This is a genomic window from Pseudonocardia sp. TMWB2A, from assembly GCF_017312135.1.
This window is the reverse complement of record NZ_QKQY01000001.1, coordinates 757,262-775,753: the sequence shown is the minus strand read 5'-3', so window position 1 is coordinate 775,753 and position 18,492 is coordinate 757,262. Positions and strand designations below refer to the sequence as shown.

Below are 18,492 nucleotides of genomic sequence, written 5' to 3'. Positions count from 1 at the left end.
CCCTAGCCGCTCGTGACGCCTGCGTCCACGCCCTGTTTATGCGTATCTTTAAGTCCGAACCAAGTGACCAGCAACGCCATCGCCACTACTGCAAATGTGTACCAGAGGCCATTATAGGGATCGCCGGTTTTGGCATTGATATATTGGCTCACAAGCGGGAGAAAACCGCCAAAATAACCCGTGCCAAGGTGATAAGGAATGGAGAGCGAGCTATAGCGGATCGCAGGCGGAAACATTTCCGACAGTAAGGCGGCGACGGGTCCATATGTCAGGCCGGACAAAGAGAAAATGAAGATGATAACAAGCAAGATGACCGCAATCTGCCCTGCATCCAGCCTGATCTGGTCAAGATTAATGCCATTGGCGCGCAGTTGCGCCTCGACCGCGGCGGCAGTCGGTTCGGCCACTTTCACACCGCCAATTGTGACCGACAAGGTGGAGGCCTTTTGCGTGTCATAAGGGATGCCCGCCTTGGTCAAGCCGCCGAGCAATTGGCCACATTCGGTCTTTTGCGCTTTGACGAAAGGGTTAAAACTGCAATCGCTGCCCGCCACAATGATAGGTTGGGTGTCCGACAGCGCATTAACTTCCGGATTGGCGATGCGCCCGACCAGATGGAAAGCCGGGAACATCAGCAGCAACGTCAGCACATAGCCTAAAATGATCGGCTTTTTGCGTCCGATCTTGTCCGACCACCAACCCGAAAAGATGAAGGCGAGCGTGCCGATGATCGAGCCTGCGCCGATCACCATTTCCGCCTGTGTCGGCTCGACCCGCAACGGCCCTGTCAACAGGAACAAGATGCTGAACATCGCGGTATAGCTGATCACCGTCAGCCCCGCCGCGATGCCGAACAAGGCGACCATGATGCGCTTGATATTGCCGGGATAGGTAAAGCTTTCCTTGACCGGATTTCTGGCAATTTGGCCTTGTTCCTTGATGGCCTTGAACACCGGGCTTTCATTGAGTTTGAGCCGCATCCACAAGGATATGGCAAGCAGCACGAGCGAAAACGCAAAGGGGAAACGCCACCAGCCTGCATCAAAAGCGTCCGCGCCGACGACGAATTTGGTGCCGAGAACGACCGCGAGGCTGAGGATGAAGCCGCCAATCACCGAGGCCTGAATGAAGCTGGTATAAAAGCCACGCTTTTCCTTGGGTGCATGTTCGGCGACATAGACCGCCGCCCCACCATATTCGCCGCCCAGCGCCAAGCCTTGCAGGATGCGCAGGAACAGGATGATGACCGGCGCGGCCATGCCTATTTCCTGATGCGCGGGCACGAAAGCGATGGCGGCAGTCGCAAGGCCCATGACCGTAATCGTCACCAAAAATGTATATTTGCGTCCTAATTTATCGCCCAGATAGCCGAACAATATCGCGCCAAGCGGGCGGAAGCCGAAGCCGACCGCAAAGCCGAGTAGCGACAGCAATAGTTCCATCGTCGGATCGCCGGACGGAAAGAAGGTCCGCCCGATAATCGCAGCCAAAGTGCCGTAAATGAAGAAATCATACCATTCGAAAATGGTGCCGAGCGACGAGGCGGTGATGACGAGCCGCGTTTCCTTGGGCGTCAATTCATGGTGGACACCGTCGCCGACATTGACCAGCTCCGCGCCCGCTTTGGCTTCAACCATCTTCCAGCCCCCGTCCCTATTTTAAGGCGGAATCATCTTAGCGGATTCCGTCCGGGCTTGTTTTACTCCTGATGGAGATGGGCGCAATAAGGGATTGCAGGCGGCTTTTTTTTCAGAACAGGCGCGCGCCGTCCGGCACTGTATGGTCGGGCGCGAACAGCACAACTTCGCCCGTTTCATCGCCGAAACCGAGCGTCAGCACCTCGGACATATATTTGCCGATCTGGCGCGGCGGGAAATTGACCACCGCTGCGACCTGCCGCCCGATAAGCTCTTTCAAAGCATAATGCGCGGTAATCTGCGCGCTCGATTTTTTGACACCAAGCGTCGGGCCGAAATCGATTTTCAGTTTGAAAGCGGCTTTCCGCGCTTCGGGAAAAGGTTCGGCCTCGATGATTGTGCCGACCCGGATATCGACTTTCAGAAAATCGTCAAAATGGATCGGGTCGGCAGCAGGATTTGCAGGGTCGTGCGGGAGGTGCATTACTCCATTTCCAATATGATCTGGTCGACCGCAAGGCTGTCACCGACCGCCGCTTCGACCGATTTGACCGTGCCCGCTTTTTCGGCGCGCAGGATATTCTCCATCTTCATCGCCTCGACTACGGCGAGCGGCTGGCCTGCTTCGACCTTATCCCCTGCTCCGACATCCAGACGCACGAGGAGCCCCGGCATCGGACAAAGCAGATATTTGGACAGATCGGGCGGAATCTTGTCGATCATATGGGTCGCGAGCGGCGCGACATTGCCCGGCAACACACGCAATTTATGGCTCGCACCGCGCGTAGTGAGAGTCCAACCCGCACGGTCCTTGGCGATTTTAACGAACAAGGGCACGCCATCAACCTCGGCAACCACCATGCGGTCGCCGGGCGTATAGGCCATAGCGAGATCGACCGGTTCGGCATCGACCATCACTTCATCTTCATTCAGTTGCACGACATGGAGCGCATCGCCGAGTTTGACCTGCCAGTTTGCAGGCGGGCGCAAGCGTCCGCCAAGCTGGCCGTCAATCCGGCGCGCGCGGTCGGCTTCGGCGGCGGCGATAAAGCCCGCGATAGCCGCAAGCGTGCGGACCAATGCCGCATCGGCGGGCGCGCCATGAAAGCCTTCGGGATATTCTTCGGCTATGAAACCGGTGGTGAGATTGCCTTCCTGAAAGCGCGGATGCTGCATCAGCGCAGAGAGGAAGTCGATATTATGACCAAGGCCTTGCAGTTCAAACGCATCGAGCGCCTCGATCTGCTTGGCAATCGCCTCGTCGCGCGTCTTGCCCCAAGTGATGAGTTTGGCGATCATCGGGTCATAGAACATCGATACTTCGCCGCCTTCGAACACGCCATCATCGACGCGCACGCCATCAACTCCGCGCCGGCCATTGGCTTCGCCGTCATTCGTCCAGCCTTCAACCGGCGGGCCATAGCGCACAACGCGGCCTGTGGACGGCAAAAAGCCGCGATACGGGTCTTCTGCATAGACACGATTTTCAATCGACCAGCCATCAATACCGATATCGGCTTGGGTGAAGGGCAGTTTTTCGCCCGCGGCAACGCGGATCATCTGCTCGACAAGGTCGATGCCGGTGATCGCTTCGGTCACCGGATGTTCGACCTGAAGCCGGGTATTCATTTCAAGGAAATAGAAGCTTTCGCCGATCGGATCCTTGCCCGATACGATAAGTTCGACTGTTCCCGCACTGTGATAATCCACCGCTTTGGCGAGGGCGACGCATTGTTCACCCATCGCTTTGCGCATTTCAGGGGTAACGAAGGGCGACGGCGCTTCTTCGACGACCTTTTGGTGGCGGCGCTGGATCGAACATTCGCGTTCGTTCAAATAAAGCACATTGCCATGTTTATCGCCGAGGATCTGGATTTCGATATGGCGCGGGTCTTCGATGAATTTTTCGATAAACACACGGTCATCGCCAAAGCTGTTCAACCCTTCACGCTTCACGCTGTCAAAGCCTTCGCGCACATCGGTTTCGGAATAGGCAAGGCGCATCCCCTTGCCGCCGCCGCCAGCCGATGCTTTCATCATCACCGGATAGCCGATGTCGTTCGAAATTTCGACCGCATGATCGGTATCGCGGATTTCACCGACAAAGCCGGGGACGACGTTGACACCCGCCGCCTTGGCGAGTTTTTTGGATTCAATCTTGTCGCCCATCGCCGCAATCGCACCCACCGGCGGCCCGACAAAGGCGATGCCTTCTTTGGCCAAGGCTTCGGCAAAGCTGGTACGTTCCGACAGGAAGCCATAGCCCGGATGCACCGCTTCTGCGCCGGTTTGCTTGCACGCTTCGATAATCTTGTCCGCGATAAGATAGGATTCCGACGCAGGCGACGGGCCGATATGCACCGCTTCATCCGCCATCGCGACAAAGGGCGCACGCGCATCGGCATCGGAATAGACGGCCACCGTCGCGATGCCCATCTTGCGCGCCGTCTGGATAACCCGGCACGCAATTTCGCCACGGTTGGCAATCAGGATTTTTTTGAACATGGCTTAATATTCCTGCATAAGATCTTTTAATTGTTCGGTGCGGGCGCGGGTAAGTTTAGCCTTGCACTGGCTCGCCACCATGGGCTCTGCCGATCCGCCGCGCATCGTATAGCCTTCGCTGCGGCAATGCTGGTCGCGATAGGTGAGCCAAGCCCGCTGCCCCGCCAAAAGCGTATCGAAATAGCCGGGGCGGGTATCGCGTTTGCGATCCAGACTTTTATCGTCCCTTTTCATCGCCGCCGATGTGAGCGCCCATTGCGCGTTCATTTCCGCGTCGGCGGCTTTAAAATCCTGCCCCGCACACAAGGTCATATCAATCTGCGCCGTCGCATTTTCGCAATCGAGCGTAGGGCTTTCCACCACCGCCGCATTGGCCATGAGCATCGCAATTATCATCATTCCGCTGCCTCCATTCGCACGGATTTACACGCGCGCATCGGCTCTTCAGCCACCATCGCCCGCAGCCCAAGTTTCGCCAGCATCGCTGCATCCTTGTCATCGCCTGCATTGGCGGCGGTGAGCAATTTGTCGCCGGTGAAGATGCTGTTCGCGCCTGCCATGAAGCACAGCGCTTGCGTTGCTTCCGACATGCTCTCGCGCCCTGCGCTCAAGCGCACCATGCTCATCGGCATGGTGATGCGTGCGACCGCGATGGTGCGGACGAATTCGATATCGTCAATTTTCGCGAGCGGCGTGTCGGCGAGCATATCGCCCAGCACCGTGCCTTTGACCGGCACCAGCGCATTGACCGGCACGCTTTCGGGATGTTGCGGCAAAGTCGCGAGCGTGTGGATGAAACCGACACGGTCGGCGCGGGTTTCACCCATGCCGACAATCCCGCCCGAACAGACATTAATGCCCGCCTTGCGCACATGGTCTAGCGTTTCAAGCCGCTCGTCCATCGTGCGCGTCGTGATGACCTCGGCATAGCGTTCGGGCGAGGTGTCGATATTATGGTTATAATAATCAAGCCCTGCGTCGGCGAGCATATCCGCTTGTTTGGGGGTGAGCATCCCCAAGGTCATGCAGGTTTCCATGCCCATCGCGCTGACGCCCTTCACAATCTCGACAATGGCGGGCATGTCGCGGTCTTTGAGGTTGCGCCAGGCAGCGCCCATGCAAAAACGCTGTGATCCCGCATCCTTGGCGCGCGCGGCGGATTGCAGCACTTCGCGCACATCCATGAGCTTGGTCGCCTTGACCCCGCTATCGGCCTTGACGCTTTGCGAACAATAGCCGCAATCTTCGGGGCAACCGCCGGTCTTGATGCTGAGAAGCGTGCAAAGCTGCACCTCGCCCACCGCATGATGCGCGCGATGCACGGTCATGGCCTGGAACATCAATTCATCGAACGGCAGGTCGAACAACGCGGCAATCTGGTCGCGGGTCCAGTCGGTGCGGATTTCGGCCATCAGAGGACATCCAACGCTTGCGCAAGATCGGCAATAATATCGTCAATATGTTCGATACCGACCGACACGCGGATCACATCGGGACCAGCACCTGCTGCGACCAGTTCCTCGCCTTCCAACTGGCTGTGCGTGGTCGATGCCGGGTGGATGATGAGCGAGCGGGTATCGCCGAGATTGGCCAGATGGCTGAACAATTTGACCGAGGAGACCAGCTTGGTCCCCGCATCATATCCGCCCTTCAAACCAAAGGTGAACACCGCCCCGCCTTTGCCGCCAAGGTAACGCTGGGCCAGCGCATGATAGGGGTCGTCGGGTAGCCCTGCATAGGAAACCCAACCCACTTTGGGATGGTCTTTCAACCATTGCGCCAAAGCGAGCGCATTATTGCAATGCCGCTCCATACGAAGCGCAAGCGTTTCCATGCCGGTCAGCGCAAGGAACGCATTCATCGGCGCCATCGCCGGGCCAAGGTCGCGCAAGCCCAAGGTGCGGGTCGCCAATATGAAAGCGAGGTTGCCGAACGCTTCGGTAAAAGTGAGGCCATGATAAGAGGCATTGGGTTCGCTCAAGGCCGGATATTTGCCGCCCTTCGCCCAATCAAAACTGCCCGCATCGACAATCACCCCGCCAATCGCATTGCCGTGACCGTTCAAAAATTTGGTGGTCGAATGGACGACAATATCCGCGCCATAGTCAATCGGGCGGCACAGGATCGGCGTTGCCATCGTATTATCGACGATGAGCGGCACGCCCGCATCATGCGCGACCTTGGCAATCGCCTCGATATCCTGCACCACACCGCCCGGATTGGCGAGGCTTTCGATGAACACTGCGCGCGTTTTATCGGTGATGGCGGCGGCCACATTGTCGGCCTTGTCGGCATCGACGAAATGGGTGAGCCACGCCATTTTGCGGAAGCTTTGCCCCAATTGGTTGAGCGACCCGCCATAAAGTTTTTTGGCCGCAACAATCTCGCAGCCCGGCTCCATCAATGTGTGGAAGGTCAGGAATTGCGCGGCATGGCCGGATGCCACCGCCAGAGCCGCCTGCCCGCCTTCGAGCGCGGCAATCTTGCCCTCCAGCGCGCCATTGGTCGGGTTCATAATCCGGGTATAGATATTCCCGAACTCCTGAAGATTGAACAGCCGCGAGGCATGGTCAACATCGTCGAACACATAGGATGCGGTCTGGTAAATCGGCGTGATCCGCGCCTTGGTTGTCGGATCCGGCGCGGTCCCGGCATGGATGGCAAGGGTATCGGGCTTATGGGTCACTGCTATTTCCTGTATATATTTAGGTCTGACAGACGGGTTTACGCAGCTTCATCGAGCGGCGGCATATTGTGGCCGAGAAGGCGCAGCACATCGGCGGCACATTCGACCACATTGGAGCCGGGGCCGTAAATCCCTTGCACACCCGCTTCGCGCAGGAAATCATAATCCTGCGGCGGGATAACACCACCCGCGATGACCTTGATGTCATTGCGGCCTTCGGCTTTCAATTTCTGAATCAGTTCCGGGATCAGCGTTTTATGGCCCGCAGCCAAGCTTGATGCGCCGACCACATCGACGCCGGTATCGAGCGCCAGCACCACCGTTTCCTGCGGCGTCTGGAACAAGGGGCCGGACACCACATCAAAGCCCATATCGCTGAACGCCGACGCAATCACATTGGCACCGCGATCATGGCCGTCCTGCCCCATTTTGGCGACAAGCAATTTGGGCTTGCGGCCCATGCGGCGTTCGACCGCTGCAACGCCATCCAGCACCTGTTTCCAACGGGTATCATCCTTATAAGGCGCGCCATAGACGCCCTTTACCGGCGTCGGGGTGGTGCCATAACGGTCAAAGCTTTGCTCCATCGCGAGCGAAATTTCGCCCAAGGTTGCGCGCTCGCGCGCTGCATCGACGGCAAGCGCCAGAAGATTGCCCTTGCTCGCCGCGCCTTCAGCCAATGCCTTGAGCGCCGCCTGACAACGGGCCTCATCGCGCGCGGCCTTGACCGCATTGATGCGCGCAATCTGGGCTTCGCGCACGACTGTATTATCGACTTCCAGCGTTTCGAGCAGGTCTTCATTGGCCAGACGATATTTGTTGACGCCGACAATCACATCTTCACCGCGATCGACCCGCGCCTGACGCGCGGCCGCCGCTTCCTCGATCATCGCCTTGGGCCAACCGGCAGCAACCGCTTTGGCCATGCCACCTTCATTGTCCACACGTTCGATAATTTCCCAAGCCTTATTGACCAGTTCCTGCGTCAAGGCTTCGACATAATAGCTGCCGCCCAGCGGATCGACCACATTGGTCATGCCGGTTTCTTCCTGGATGACGATCTGTGTATTGCGGGCAATCCGCGCCGAAAAATCCGTGGGAAGTGCAATCGCTTCATCAAGCGCATTGGTGTGGAGCGACTGTGTCCCGCCCAGCATCGCCGCCATAGCTTCGATAGTTGTGCGGATGACATTGTTGTAAGGGTCTTGTTCGGTCAGCGACACGCCCGATGTCTGGCAATGGGTGCGCAGCATTTTGGAGCGTTCATCCTTGGCCTCCAGCTTGGTCATCACCCGATACCATAGCACACGCGCCGCGCGCAGCTTGGCGACTTCCATGAAGAAATTCATGCCGATTGCAAAAAAGAAGCTCAATCGCCCGGCAAACCGGTCAATATCGAGGCCGGACGCCACGCCATATTTCACATATTCCATGCCGTCTGCGATGGTGAAGGCGAGTTCCTGCACCTGCGTCGCGCCCGCTTCCTGCATATGATAGCCGGAAATCGAGATGCTATTGAATTTCGGCATATGGTCGGCGGTGTAGGCGAAAATATCCGAAATGATCCGCATCGAAGGTTCGGGCGGATAGATATAGGTGTTGCGCACCATAAATTCTTTGAGGATGTCGTTCTGGATCGTGCCTTCCAGCTTTTCGGGCGGAACCCCCTGCTCTTCGCCTGCGACTATGAAGAAAGCGAGGATCGGGATGACCGCGCCGTTCATCGTCATCGACACCGACATTTGATCGAGCGGGATGCCGTCGAACAGGATTTTCATATCCTCGACACTGTCAATCGCAACGCCGGCCTTGCCGACATCGCCGACGACGCGCGGATGGTCGCTGTCATAGCCGCGATGGGTCGCGAGATCGAACGCGACCGACAGGCCCTTTTGCCCTGCCGCGAGATTGCGGCGGTAAAAGGCGTTGGATTCCTCGGCTGTCGAAAAACCCGCATATTGGCGGATTGTCCAAGGACGCCCAGCATACATCGAAGCCCGCACCCCGCGCGTATAAGGCGCAAAACCCGGCAGGCCCGGATCTGTCACCACATCGTCGGCGGTATAGAGCGGCTTTACCGTAATGCCTTCGGGGGTGTCCCAATCAAGGTCGCGGCCCTTCACCTCTTTGTCGGCGAGGTTTTTCCAGTCATTATAGTCAGTCATTTTTTCCTCTATCCCCCTCTCCCCTTGTGGGAGAGGGTTGTGGAGACTTGCGAGCTTGCTCGCTAGTCGTAGCTGGGTGAGGGGTAAGCGATTGCTTTTGCAATCGCGCGAGGCAAAGCCTCGCATACCCCTCATCCAAGTCCGCCTAATCGCTACGCGATAAGGCTCCCTATCCTTCTCCCACAAGGGGAGAAGGTTTAATTGCTCAATGCCCCTTGGGCGTTTCCATAATCTCGGTCAGTATGCCGCCCATGTCTTTGGGATGGACAAAGATGATCATCGTGCCGTGCGCGCCGATGCGCGGTTCCCCCAGCACGCGCTTGCCCATCGCTTCAAATTCGGCCTTTGCGGCGGCAATGTCCGGCACTTCATAGCAAATATGATGCTGCCCGCCTTGCGGATTTTTTTCCAGAAAATTGGCAATCGAGGTGTTGCCGGGCAGCGGCTCGATCAGCTCTATCTGCGTGCCGTTGGTGCCATTTTCGCCCGGCGTATCGACAAAACAGACTTTCACCCCCTGCGATTCCAGATCGAACGGCGCATGGATTTTGGTGGCGCCCATCACATCGCGGTAAAAGGTGATGCTATCCGCAATTGAAGGCGTGGCGATGCCGACATGGTTGAGACGACCGAGTTTCATTTTTCACTCCAGATTTCGCTTGGTTCCATTAGTCTGGCGCGCCAAGCAGAAAGTTCGTTTTCACATTTATCCAAAACCATGCGCAGACTTGTAAGTTCGAATTCCATATGCCTTCCATCATCATCAAACAAAACGCTAGTCTCGCCTTGCTGGTTCATAGAAATGTCGATCAGCGTATCGCCTTTCAACATAACTTCGACGCCGATCAAATCGGGATCGTTAGATGATACAAACTGATAAGTCAGTTTGTCTGTATCAATGAGATCACAACGGAATATTGTCATGCTTCTTCCACGGATTTTCTAACGCCTTGTTGCGCAATTTACGCAGCCCCAAGGCTATCCGGCGGCGGGTGGAGTGGGGCATGATGACTTCATCGACAAAGCCTTTGGATGCCGCAACGAACGGGTTGGCAAAGCGTTGTTCATATTCGCGCGTGCGCTCGGCGATTTTTTCGGGGTCGCCAATGTCCTGACGGAAGATGATTTCCACCGCGCCTTTAGCGCCCATCACCGCGATTTCTGCGGTCGGCCACGCATAATTCAAATCGCCGCGCAAATGTTTTGACGCCATAACGTCATACGCGCCGCCATACGCTTTGCGGGTGATGACGGTGATTTTGGGGACGGTCGCTTCGGCATAAGCGAACAGCAATTTCGCGCCATGTTTGATGATGCCATTATGCTCTTGGCTGACCCCCGGCAGGAAGCCCGGCACATCGACAAAGGTGATGATCGGAATATCGAACGCATCGCAAAAGCGCACGAAACGCCCGGCTTTTTTGGACGCATTAATGTCGAGACAGCCCGCCAGCACCATCGGCTGATTGGCAACAATGCCGACCGTGCGGCCTTCGATGCGGCCAAAGCCGATGAGGATATTGCCGGCATGGGTGGGCTGGACTTCAAAAAAATCGCCCTCGTCCACGACCTTGCGGATAAGCTCGTGCATATCATAAGGCTGGTTGGCGTTGGGCGGGATCAGCGTATCAAGGCTTTCCTCGATCCGGTCCCATGCGTCCGCCGTCGGGCGTTCCGGCACCGGCTCCTTGTTCGAAGCGGGCAGAAAGTCGATAAAATCGCGCGCGGCAAGCAGCGCCTCTATGTCATTTTCAAACGCCACATCGGCAACTCCCGATTTGGTCGTGTGGGTGACAGCGCCGCCTAATTCCTCTTGCGTCACTACCTCGTTGGTGACGGTTTTGACCACATCGGGGCCGGTGACGAACATATAGCTTGAATCCTTCACCATGAAGATGAAGTCGGTCATGGCAGGCGAATAGACCGCCCCGCCCGCACAGGGGCCCATTATGAGCGAAAGTTGCGGCACGACGCCCGACGCCAGCACATTGCGCTGGAACACTTCGGCATAGCCGCCGAGCGAGGCAACGCCTTCCTGGATACGCGCGCCGCCGCTGTCATTGAGACCGATGACCGGCGCGCCGACCTTCATCGCCATATCCATGACCTTGCAAATTTTTTCTGCATGGCGCTCCGACAACGAGCCGCCGAAGACCGTAAAATCCTGACTGAATACAAATACCAAACGGCCATTGATGGTGCCGGAGCCCGTCACTACACCGTCGCCCGGAATATGGTTCTGGTCCATGCCGAAATCGGTGCAATTATGCTCGACATACATGTCCAGCTCTTCAAACGAGCCTTCGTCAAGAAGCACTTCCAGCCGTTCGCGCGCGGTCAGGCGGCCCTTGGCGTGCTGCGCGTCGATGCGCTTTTGGCCGCCTCCCATGCGCGCCGCCTCGCGACGCTTTTCCAGTTCGGCGATATTGGCGGACATGGTCTTGGCTCCCGATACTTAAATTTATGAAGTCTCGCATGGGCGGGTCACAGCGTAATTGCAAATGTGAATTTGCAAAGTTGCAAATATCCACTTTGCAAAATATGCTAAGAAGATGATGAAGCGGCGGCTCTTTGCGGGAGAAAAATTGCGAGCCATCCGCTTGGCGCGCAATCTTAAACAAGCCGATATGGCCGGACGGCTTGGCATCTCGGTTTCTTATCTCAGCCAGTTGGAGCATGATGACCGCCCGCTAACGCCTGCGCTGATGGAGCGGCTCGCGCGCGACTTCCCGCTCGATTGGGAGGAGTTGGAGGCGGATAACGCCACGCGGCGCTTTGCCGCGTTGCGCGAAGCGGCAGCCGATCCGCTGTTTGCCAGCCCCTTGACCGCCGACCAGATTGCGCGGCTCGCCCAGCAACAACCTGCGGTGGCCGACCAATTCGTCATGCTCCACGGCGCCTATCGCCGGGCGGGACAACGCTTGCAAATTGTCGATGAGGCGCTCGCCAATGAGCAGGATGGCGGCGGGCGCTTGCCGTGGGAGCAGGTGCGCGACTGGTTCCATAATGCGGGCAATTATGTCGATGCGCTTGACCGTGCGGCGGAAAAACTGGCCGCGCGTATGAGCGGCAAGGCGCCCTCCCCCGCGACCGCCGCGTTGGAACGGCATTTGCGCGATACACTCGAAATCTCGCTAAGCTATGCGCCCGCAAAAGGCTTGCGCGATTTTGATGCGACGATGGGTCATCTGATCATCGACCAGAGCCAGCCCGAAGAAACCCGCCGCTTCCAATTGGCGCACCAGATTTGCGCGCTCGCGCTGCGCCATGACATCAGCCATATTATCGGGGAAGCCGCGCTTTCCAGCGCCGCCGCGCGGCAATTATTGTTCATCGGCTTAAGCAATTATGCGGCCGGTGCGCTGCTCATGCCCTATCAACGCTTCCGTACTGCCGCGATGGAGGTGCGCCATGATATTGACCGGCTGCGCCCCTTATTCGGCGTGAGTTTCGAGCAAGCTTGCCACCGCCTATCGACGCTGCAACGCCCCGGATTACGCGGCATCCCTTTCTTCTTTTGCCGCGTCGATATGGCGGGCAATATCACCAAGCGCCACTCGGCGACCCGCCTCCAATTTGCGCGCTTTGGCGGGGCCTGCCCGTTATGGATTGTGCATGAAGCGGTCGCGATCCCCGACCGCATATTGGTGCAGCTCGCCGAAACGCCCGACGGGGTGCGTTATGTATCGATGGCCAAAGGGCTGGTTAAACCGTCGGGCCGTTATGACCGGCCCCCGCGCCGCTATGCCGTCGCTTTGGGGTGCGAGGCGACCCATGCGCATGATTTCATCTATGCTGACGGCATGGCGGTGGAGGATCCGCGGTCGGTCACGCCCATCGGCGTGTCATGCCGCTTGTGCCCGCGGGTCGACTGCGACCAGCGCGCCTTCCCGCCGTCGGATCGTGACCTTATCATCGACCCTGACCGGCGGGATATTGTGCCTTATTCGGTGGGGTAACTGCGCCTACTTCATCAGCACCAATTCTTCGGCCATGCTGGGATGCAGCGCGACGGTCGCGTCAAAATCGGCCTTGGTGAGCCCGGCCTTCACCGCAATTGCAGCGGCCTGCAAGATTTCCGGCGCATCGGGGCCGATCATATGGAGGCCCACCACCCTGTCGCTCGTCGCATCGACGATCATCTTGTAAAGGCTGCGCTCGTTGCGGCCCGCCAGCACATTCTTCATCGGACGGAAATCCGACGAATAGACTTTGATCGAGCCCAGCTTATTGCGCGCTTGCGCTTCGGTGAGCCCGACGCCTGCCAAGGGCGGTTGCGAAAAGACGGCGGACGGGATGGTGTCATAATCGACCGTGCGCGGATTATCACCGAACAATGTGTCGGCAAAAGCATGGCCCTCGCGGATCGCCACCGGTGTTAACTGAACCCGGTCGGTGACATCGCCCACCGCATAGATGGAATCAACATTGGTCTTGTTATGCGCGTCCACCGGAATAGCGCCGTGCGGCGTGATGGTGATGCCGACTTGGTCCAACCCCAGCCCTTCGACATTGGGACGCCGCCCGATGGCGAATAACACCAGGTCTGCCTCGACCGGATCATGGTCGCAGAAGGACGCAAGCAAGCTCCCATCCTCTTTCTTTTCAATGCTTTCAAAGTGGCAGTTAAACCGATATTGGATACCTTTGGTCATCGAAATCTGGAGCAGGCGGTCCCGTATCTGTTCGTCATAACCGCGCAGGATCGTATCCGAGCGGTTGACCAAGGTGACGCTGCTACCAAGGCTGTGGAATATCCCCGCAAATTCATTGGCAATATAGCCGCCGCCCGCAATCACGACGCGCTTGGGCAGGCTATCGAGGTGGAAAACCTCGTTCGAGGTCACGCCATGTTCCGCGCCCGGAAAGTCCGGTATCACCGGCCAACCACCGGTTGCGATCAATATCACTTTGGCAGTCACCGTCTTGCCGCTGGCCAGCTTGACCTCATGCGGCCCGGCTATGGTTGCGCGTTCCAAGAAGGTCGTGACCTTATTATTGTCGAGCGTTTCGGTATAAGCCTTGTTGAGCCGGTCCACATCCGCCAGCACATTGTCGCGCAAGGTCGCCCAGTTGAAGGTCGGCGTTTCGACCTCCCAGCCAAAGCGTTTGGCATCGTGCAAATCTTCGGCAAAATGCGCGCCATAGACGAGCAGTTTTTTAGGCACACAGCCACGGATAACACAGGTGCCGCCAACGCGATATTCCTCCGCAATCGCGACCTTCGCTCCATAGCCGGCGGAAACGCGCGCGGCACGCACACCGCCCGAACCGGCACCGATCACAAAAAGGTCAAAATCATAATCTGCCATGTCGAGGCTCTCCGAAGGATAGGGGCGGGCATATCCCGTATAACGCAAATTAGGGAGGGCCGGTTGCCGCTCCTAATGATAAAGGGTGATGAGACTAATCGAAAGCAGCGACAATCAACGCCTGTGTCGACGGGTCGAAACTGTCCGTGCCCTCGCTTTCGATCGAGCGCGCTATCTCTTTACCCAATTCAACGCCGAACTGGTCAAACGGGTTGATGCCGAGCAGCACCGCGTTGACGAAGGTGCGATGCTCGTAAAAGGCAATGAGCGCGCCGACGGAGCGCGGATCGACATCGTCCAGCAAGATGGTGGTCGATGGCCGGTCGCCGGGATAGGCGCGTGCAGGGTCGCCGGGATTGGCTTTTCCTGTCATCAACGCCGCGCCTTGGGCAAAACAATTGATAAGTAAGGTGCGATGATGCACCGGATCAAGGTCCGACCCCGGTGTTTTGCTCGCGAGAAATTCGACCGGCACCAAATGGGTGCCTTGATGCAAAAGCTGGAATACAGCGTGTTGGGCATCCGTCCCGATCCCGCCCCATGTAATCGCTGCGGACGGATAGTTAAGCGGATTGCCGTCTGCCGTCACCGACTTGCCATTGCTCTCCATTTCGAGTTGCTGGAGATAGGATGGCAGCAAGCGCAACCGCTCGTCATAAGCGAACACCGCGCGCGTTTCGCATCGACGCTTTTGGGTATAATAAAGGTCCACAGCAGCGCCCAGAAAACAGACATTTTCGCGCCAATCGGTCAGCCGGAAATGGCGGTCCATTTGCGCCGCGCCTTCCAGCAAAGCATCAAACGCCTCCCATCCAAGTGCCAACGCCGCCGGAAAACCGATGGACGACCAGAGTGAATAGCGCCCGCCGACGCTTTCGGCGAAGGGCAGGATGCGGGTTTCATCAATCCCCCATTCCACTGCTTTTTCCGGATTGGCGGTGAGCGCGACAAAGCGGCCGAGCGGGTCTTCCACCGCGGCTTGCTCCAGCCAGTCGAGAGTCGAATGGGCGTTAATAAGCGTTTCGGTGGTGGTGAAGCTTTTGGAGGCGACACTCACCAGCGTATAATGCGGGTCGAAACGGGAAAACACGTCGGCGAGCGCGCTGCCGTCGACATTGGACACAATCGCAACCTCGTAACGGCCCGCATCGCGGCCAAGCGCATCAACCAGCAAGTCGGGACCGAGCGCCGAGCCGCCAATGCCGATATGGAGGATATGGCGGATTTCGCCCAATGCGCCCATCTCGATGGCGTCAATCAGCGCGCGCATCCGGTCATGCAGCATCCGCGAAACATGGACAGTTTCCGCATCGCCCTCGCCCCGTTCGGCGCTATGCGTTGCCGCGCGGCCTTCGGTCGGATTGACAATCTCGCCCGCAAACAGCCGCTTACGCGCCGCATCAAGACCTGCCGTATCGGCGAGCGCAGCCAGCGCGGCCAATGCCTCCCCGGTCAAATGGGTTTTGGAAAAATCGAACTGGAGGCCGGGCAAAACCGCACCGAAATGCCCTACCCGTTCCGCGTCGTTCGCGAACAGGTCGACTAGCGATGTGTCCGGCAAAGCTTCAAGGGCGGCCCAACGGTCAGACATAAAAGGATTCCTGCCTCAAATGGAAAGGGATGATTGCCGCATCTACTAAAGCTGCATCCAATGCGCCAGCGCAACCTTGCCCGTCCCGCATAGTTACCGCATATTCCCTTGACCTTTACCGCAATCCGCTTAAGCCGCCTTCATGCTTGCGAACGATATGCCATCGCCGGACATAATTGCGACCGAAGAGACAGACGAAAGCGATCAGAAGGGAAGCTTCTGGCGCTTTTTGCTGACGGTCGCGCTTGTCATGCTGGCGCTGCGGACGTTCATTGTCTCGCCCTTCAATATTCCGTCGGAATCAATGCAACCCAGCCTGCTCATCGGTGATTATCTTATCGTTGATAAGATGGCTTATGGCTATTCGCGCCATTCCTTCCCTTTGTCGCCAAAGCTGTTTTCGGGGCGCATATTGGGCGCGTTGCCCGAACGCGGTGATGTGGTGGTGTTCAAAGCGCCGCCCGGTAACAGGGATGATTATATCAAGCGCGTGATCGGGCTTCCGGGCGACCGCATCCAGATGCGCGACGGCACGCTGATCCTCAACGGCACGCCGGTCAAAAAACAACAGATTGCCGATTTCATCATCCCCGTGACCGACAATATGACCGCCGCCAGCGCCGCGCCCTGCTTCCTTCCCGTTTTCAAGGTGAAGGGCAATTTGGGCGGCGATTTGTGCCGCTATCCGCAATATCGCGAGACGCTGCCCAATGGTGTGTCTTACAATATTCTCGACCTTATCAGCGGGGAAATGGACACGACCGGCATCTATATCGTGCCGCCGGACCATCTGTTCCTGATGGGTGATAATCGCGACCGCAGCGCCGACAGCCGCTTTCCGGCGATCGAAGGCGGCGGCATCGGCATCGTGCCGATGGAAAATATTGTCGGCAAGGCGCGCTTCCTCTATTTTTCCACCGATGGCAGCGCAAGCTGGTTCAATCCGCTGAGTTGGGCGTCGGCCAGTCGCCCCGACCGTATTGGAGGCGGGCTTTGACAATGGCACGGGATACTATTTTAAGCGATAAGGAACGCGGAACGCTGGAGCTTTTGCTCGGCTGGCCGCTCGGCACGGACGATATTTATATCGAGGCGCTGACGCATGGCAGTTATGGCAGCAAAAGCTATGAGCGGCTCGAATTTCTGGGCGACCGTGTATTGGGGCTGGTGATTGCCGACGCGCTCTTTTCGCGCTTTTCCGAAGAGCCGGAAGGCAAATTGTCAAGCCGTTTGAACGCGCTGGTATCAGGCGAATTATGCGCCGAAATCGCGCGCGAAAATGGCGTGGCCACGCTAATGCGGCTTGGCAAGCAGGCGCGCGATGATGGCGGGCATGATAGCGACAATATCCTTGGCGATGTGATGGAGGCGCTGATCGGCGCGGTTTATCGCGAGCGCGGGCTTGAAGAAGCGCGCGCGTTCATCCTGCGCTTATGGGGCGAGCGTTTGGAAAAACAGCTTTCCGCGCCCAAACATCCCAAATCCGCGCTTCAGGAATGGGCCGCAGCCCACCAGCGCCGCTCGCCCAATTATCAGGTGGTGAGCCGCGACGGCCCGCACCATGCGCCGCGCTTTACCGTATCAGTTGCGATCCACAAACTTGCCGAAGCGAGCGCGAGCGGCAGTTCCAAACAGGAGGCCGAAACCGAAGCGGCCCGCGCATTGCTTGCGCAACTCATTGAAATGGACCTTAAAAAATGACAGAAAAATGCGGGCTTGTGGCGATTGTCGGCGCGCCCAATGCGGGGAAATCGACCTTGGTCAATGCGCTGGTCGGGCAAAAGGTCGCGATTGTCAGCCCCAAGGCACAAACAACGCGGGTTCGCTTGATGGGCATAGCGATTGAAGGCGAAACCCAGATCATGCTGGTCGATACGCCCGGCATTTTCGAACCCGGCCGCAGGCTAGACCGCGCGATGGTCGCCGCTGCCTGGGGCGGGACACAGGATGCCGATGTGATTGCGCTCATCGTCGACGGCAAAGGCGGCCTTGGCCCCAAGGTTGAAAAGATCGTCGAAGGGCTGAAAGACCGGCCCGAACGCAAATTCCTCATCCTCAACAAGGTCGATATTGCGGACAAGGCCAAGCTGCTTGTCCATGCCGAAAAGCTGCACGCGCTCGCGCCTTTTGACGAAACCTTCTTTGTAAGCGCGGCGACGGGCGATGGCATCCCCGAACTCAAGGCCGAGCTTGCGAAAGCCATGCCCGAGGGTGTGTGGCATTTCCCGGAAGATCAGGTGTCGGACGCGACCGACCGCACGACCGCGGCCGAAATCACGCGCGAACAGCTTTATCTGCAACTGCATGATGAACTGCCCTACGCCGCCACGGTCGAGACGGAAAAATATCAGGAGCGCGAGGACGGATCGGTTGAAATCCACCAGCAAATCTTGGTGGAGCGCCCATCCCAGCGCGCGATCATTTTGGGGAAAGGCGGCCAGCGCATCCGCGAAATCGGTAGCCGCGCGCGGGCGGAACTCGGCCAATTGCTCGGCGAACCGGTGCATCTTTACCTTCACGTCAAGGTAAAGCCGGGTTGGGACGAGGACCGGTCGGTTTACCGCGACATGGGGCTGGATTGGGTGGATTAACAGTT

General features: G+C 57.9%; 16 protein-coding genes. 4 read left to right on the top strand and 12 right to left on the bottom strand.

The genetic code is table 11. The features are described from left to right. Positions 1 to 2: 2 nt before the first annotated feature. From DMP17_RS03545 to DMP17_RS03500, 10 genes are all read right to left on the bottom strand, one after another. Entirely contained in the window at positions 3 to 1,637 is a 1,635-nt protein-coding gene (locus DMP17_RS03545; RefSeq protein ID WP_337827706.1) for an MFS transporter, read from the bottom strand. A 112-nt stretch (positions 1,638 to 1,749) separates the two neighbouring features. Further along, positions 1,750 to 2,121: a tRNA-binding protein gene (locus DMP17_RS03540; protein ID WP_337827705.1), complete on the bottom strand. Its 372-nt coding sequence runs from the start codon at positions 2,119 to 2,121 to the stop codon at positions 1,750 to 1,752. Then, positions 2,121 to 4,142 carry an acetyl/propionyl/methylcrotonyl-CoA carboxylase subunit alpha gene (locus DMP17_RS03535; RefSeq protein ID WP_337827704.1) on the bottom strand — a complete coding sequence of 674 codons (2,022 nt, stop codon included), beginning with the start codon at positions 4,140 to 4,142 and terminating at the stop codon, positions 2,121 to 2,123. The genes DMP17_RS03540 and DMP17_RS03535 overlap by 1 nt, the downstream gene beginning before the upstream one ends. A 3-nt stretch (positions 4,143 to 4,145) precedes the next feature. Beyond that, positions 4,146 to 4,526, bottom strand: a complete 381-nt coding sequence (locus tag DMP17_RS03530; protein ID WP_337827703.1) for a lysozyme inhibitor LprI family protein — start codon at positions 4,524 to 4,526, stop codon at positions 4,146 to 4,148. An 11-nt stretch (positions 4,527 to 4,537) separates the two neighbouring features. After that, positions 4,538 to 5,554, bottom strand: a complete 1,017-nt coding sequence (gene bioB / locus DMP17_RS03525) for a biotin synthase BioB (protein WP_337827702.1) — start codon at positions 5,552 to 5,554, stop codon at positions 4,538 to 4,540. Further along, on the bottom strand, positions 5,554 to 6,828 hold the full coding sequence (locus tag DMP17_RS03520; RefSeq protein WP_337827701.1) for an O-acetylhomoserine aminocarboxypropyltransferase: 1,275 nt from the start codon (positions 6,826 to 6,828) through the stop codon (positions 5,554 to 5,556). The genes bioB and DMP17_RS03520 overlap by 1 nt, the downstream gene beginning before the upstream one ends. 38 nt (positions 6,829 to 6,866) lie before the next feature. After that, the gene (scpA, locus tag DMP17_RS03515; RefSeq protein ID WP_337827700.1) at positions 6,867 to 8,993 is read right to left on the bottom strand and encodes a methylmalonyl-CoA mutase; all 2,127 of its coding nucleotides are present in this window, start codon (positions 8,991 to 8,993) and stop codon (positions 6,867 to 6,869) included. A 205-nt stretch (positions 8,994 to 9,198) separates the two neighbouring features. Continuing rightward, positions 9,199 to 9,633, bottom strand: coding sequence for a methylmalonyl-CoA epimerase (gene mce / locus DMP17_RS03510; RefSeq protein ID WP_337827699.1), 435 nt, complete (start codon positions 9,631 to 9,633; stop codon positions 9,199 to 9,201). Further along, positions 9,630 to 9,917 carry a hypothetical protein gene (locus DMP17_RS03505; protein ID WP_337827698.1) on the bottom strand — a complete coding sequence of 96 codons (288 nt, stop codon included), beginning with the start codon at positions 9,915 to 9,917 and terminating at the stop codon, positions 9,630 to 9,632. Before DMP17_RS03505 ends, mce begins: the two co-directional genes overlap by 4 nt. Beyond that, positions 9,898 to 11,430: an acyl-CoA carboxylase subunit beta gene (locus DMP17_RS03500; protein ID WP_337827697.1), complete on the bottom strand. Its 1,533-nt coding sequence runs from the start codon at positions 11,428 to 11,430 to the stop codon at positions 9,898 to 9,900. Before DMP17_RS03500 ends, DMP17_RS03505 begins: the two co-directional genes overlap by 20 nt. A 115-nt stretch (positions 11,431 to 11,545) precedes the next feature. Here DMP17_RS03500 and DMP17_RS03495 point away from each other — a divergent pair, with 115 nt between their 5' ends. Beyond that, the gene (locus tag DMP17_RS03495) at positions 11,546 to 12,952 is read left to right on the top strand and encodes a helix-turn-helix domain-containing protein (RefSeq protein ID WP_337827696.1); all 1,407 of its coding nucleotides are present in this window, start codon (positions 11,546 to 11,548) and stop codon (positions 12,950 to 12,952) included. A gap of 6 nt (positions 12,953 to 12,958) precedes the next feature. Here DMP17_RS03495 and gor read toward each other — a convergent pair whose 3' ends face one another. Next, on the bottom strand, positions 12,959 to 14,305 hold the full coding sequence (gor, locus tag DMP17_RS03490; protein ID WP_337827695.1) for a glutathione-disulfide reductase: 1,347 nt from the start codon (positions 14,303 to 14,305) through the stop codon (positions 12,959 to 12,961). A 94-nt stretch (positions 14,306 to 14,399) separates the two neighbouring features. Next, on the bottom strand, positions 14,400 to 15,896 hold the full coding sequence (gene pgi, locus DMP17_RS03485; RefSeq protein WP_337827694.1) for a glucose-6-phosphate isomerase: 1,497 nt from the start codon (positions 15,894 to 15,896) through the stop codon (positions 14,400 to 14,402). A 142-nt stretch (positions 15,897 to 16,038) separates the two neighbouring features. Here pgi and lepB point away from each other — a divergent pair, with 142 nt between their 5' ends. The 3 genes from lepB to era are packed head-to-tail and all read left to right on the top strand — an operon-like array spanning position 16,039 to position 18,487. After that, positions 16,039 to 16,893, top strand: coding sequence for a signal peptidase I (lepB, locus tag DMP17_RS03480; protein ID WP_337827693.1), 855 nt, complete (start codon positions 16,039 to 16,041; stop codon positions 16,891 to 16,893). Positions 16,894 to 16,895: 2 nt separating this feature from the next. Then, positions 16,896 to 17,597: a ribonuclease III gene (rnc, locus tag DMP17_RS03475; protein ID WP_337827692.1), complete on the top strand. Its 702-nt coding sequence runs from the start codon at positions 16,896 to 16,898 to the stop codon at positions 17,595 to 17,597. 17 nt (positions 17,598 to 17,614) lie between these two features. After that, complete coding sequence (gene era, locus DMP17_RS03470) at positions 17,615 to 18,487, top strand: GTPase Era (RefSeq protein WP_337827691.1); 873 nt, start codon at positions 17,615 to 17,617, stop codon at positions 18,485 to 18,487. Positions 18,488 to 18,492 lie beyond the last annotated feature (5 nt).

What these genes read in the sequence shown, in the direction of transcription:
- DMP17_RS03545 (WP_337827706.1), bottom strand. Translation starts at nt 1,637, where the DNA reads ATGGTTGAAGCCAAAGCGGGCGCGGAGCTGGTCAATGTCGGCGACGGT.
- DMP17_RS03540 (WP_337827705.1), bottom strand. Translation starts at nt 2,121, where the DNA reads ATGCACCTCCCGCACGACCCTGCAAATCCTGCTGCCGACCCGATCCAT.
- DMP17_RS03535 (WP_337827704.1), bottom strand. Translation starts at nt 4,142, where the DNA reads ATGTTCAAAAAAATCCTGATTGCCAACCGTGGCGAAATTGCGTGCCGG.
- DMP17_RS03530 (WP_337827703.1), bottom strand. Translation starts at nt 4,526, where the DNA reads ATGCTCATGGCCAATGCGGCGGTGGTGGAAAGCCCTACGCTCGATTGC.
- bioB (WP_337827702.1), bottom strand. Translation starts at nt 5,554, where the DNA reads ATGGCCGAAATCCGCACCGACTGGACCCGCGACCAGATTGCCGCGTTG.
- scpA (WP_337827700.1), bottom strand. Translation starts at nt 8,993, where the DNA reads ATGACTGACTATAATGACTGGAAAAACCTCGCCGACAAAGAGGTGAAG.
- mce (WP_337827699.1), bottom strand. Translation starts at nt 9,633, where the DNA reads ATGAAACTCGGTCGTCTCAACCATGTCGGCATCGCCACGCCTTCAATT.
- DMP17_RS03505 (WP_337827698.1), bottom strand. Translation starts at nt 9,917, where the DNA reads ATGACAATATTCCGTTGTGATCTCATTGATACAGACAAACTGACTTAT.
- DMP17_RS03500 (WP_337827697.1), bottom strand. Translation starts at nt 11,430, where the DNA reads ATGTCCGCCAATATCGCCGAACTGGAAAAGCGTCGCGAGGCGGCGCGC.
- DMP17_RS03495 (WP_337827696.1), top strand. Translation starts at nt 11,546, where the DNA reads ATGATGAAGCGGCGGCTCTTTGCGGGAGAAAAATTGCGAGCCATCCGC.
- gor (WP_337827695.1), bottom strand. Translation starts at nt 14,305, where the DNA reads ATGGCAGATTATGATTTTGACCTTTTTGTGATCGGTGCCGGTTCGGGC.
- pgi (WP_337827694.1), bottom strand. Translation starts at nt 15,896, where the DNA reads ATGTCTGACCGTTGGGCCGCCCTTGAAGCTTTGCCGGACACATCGCTA.
- lepB (WP_337827693.1), top strand. Translation starts at nt 16,039, where the DNA reads ATGCTTGCGAACGATATGCCATCGCCGGACATAATTGCGACCGAAGAG.
- rnc (WP_337827692.1), top strand. Translation starts at nt 16,896, where the DNA reads ATGGCACGGGATACTATTTTAAGCGATAAGGAACGCGGAACGCTGGAG.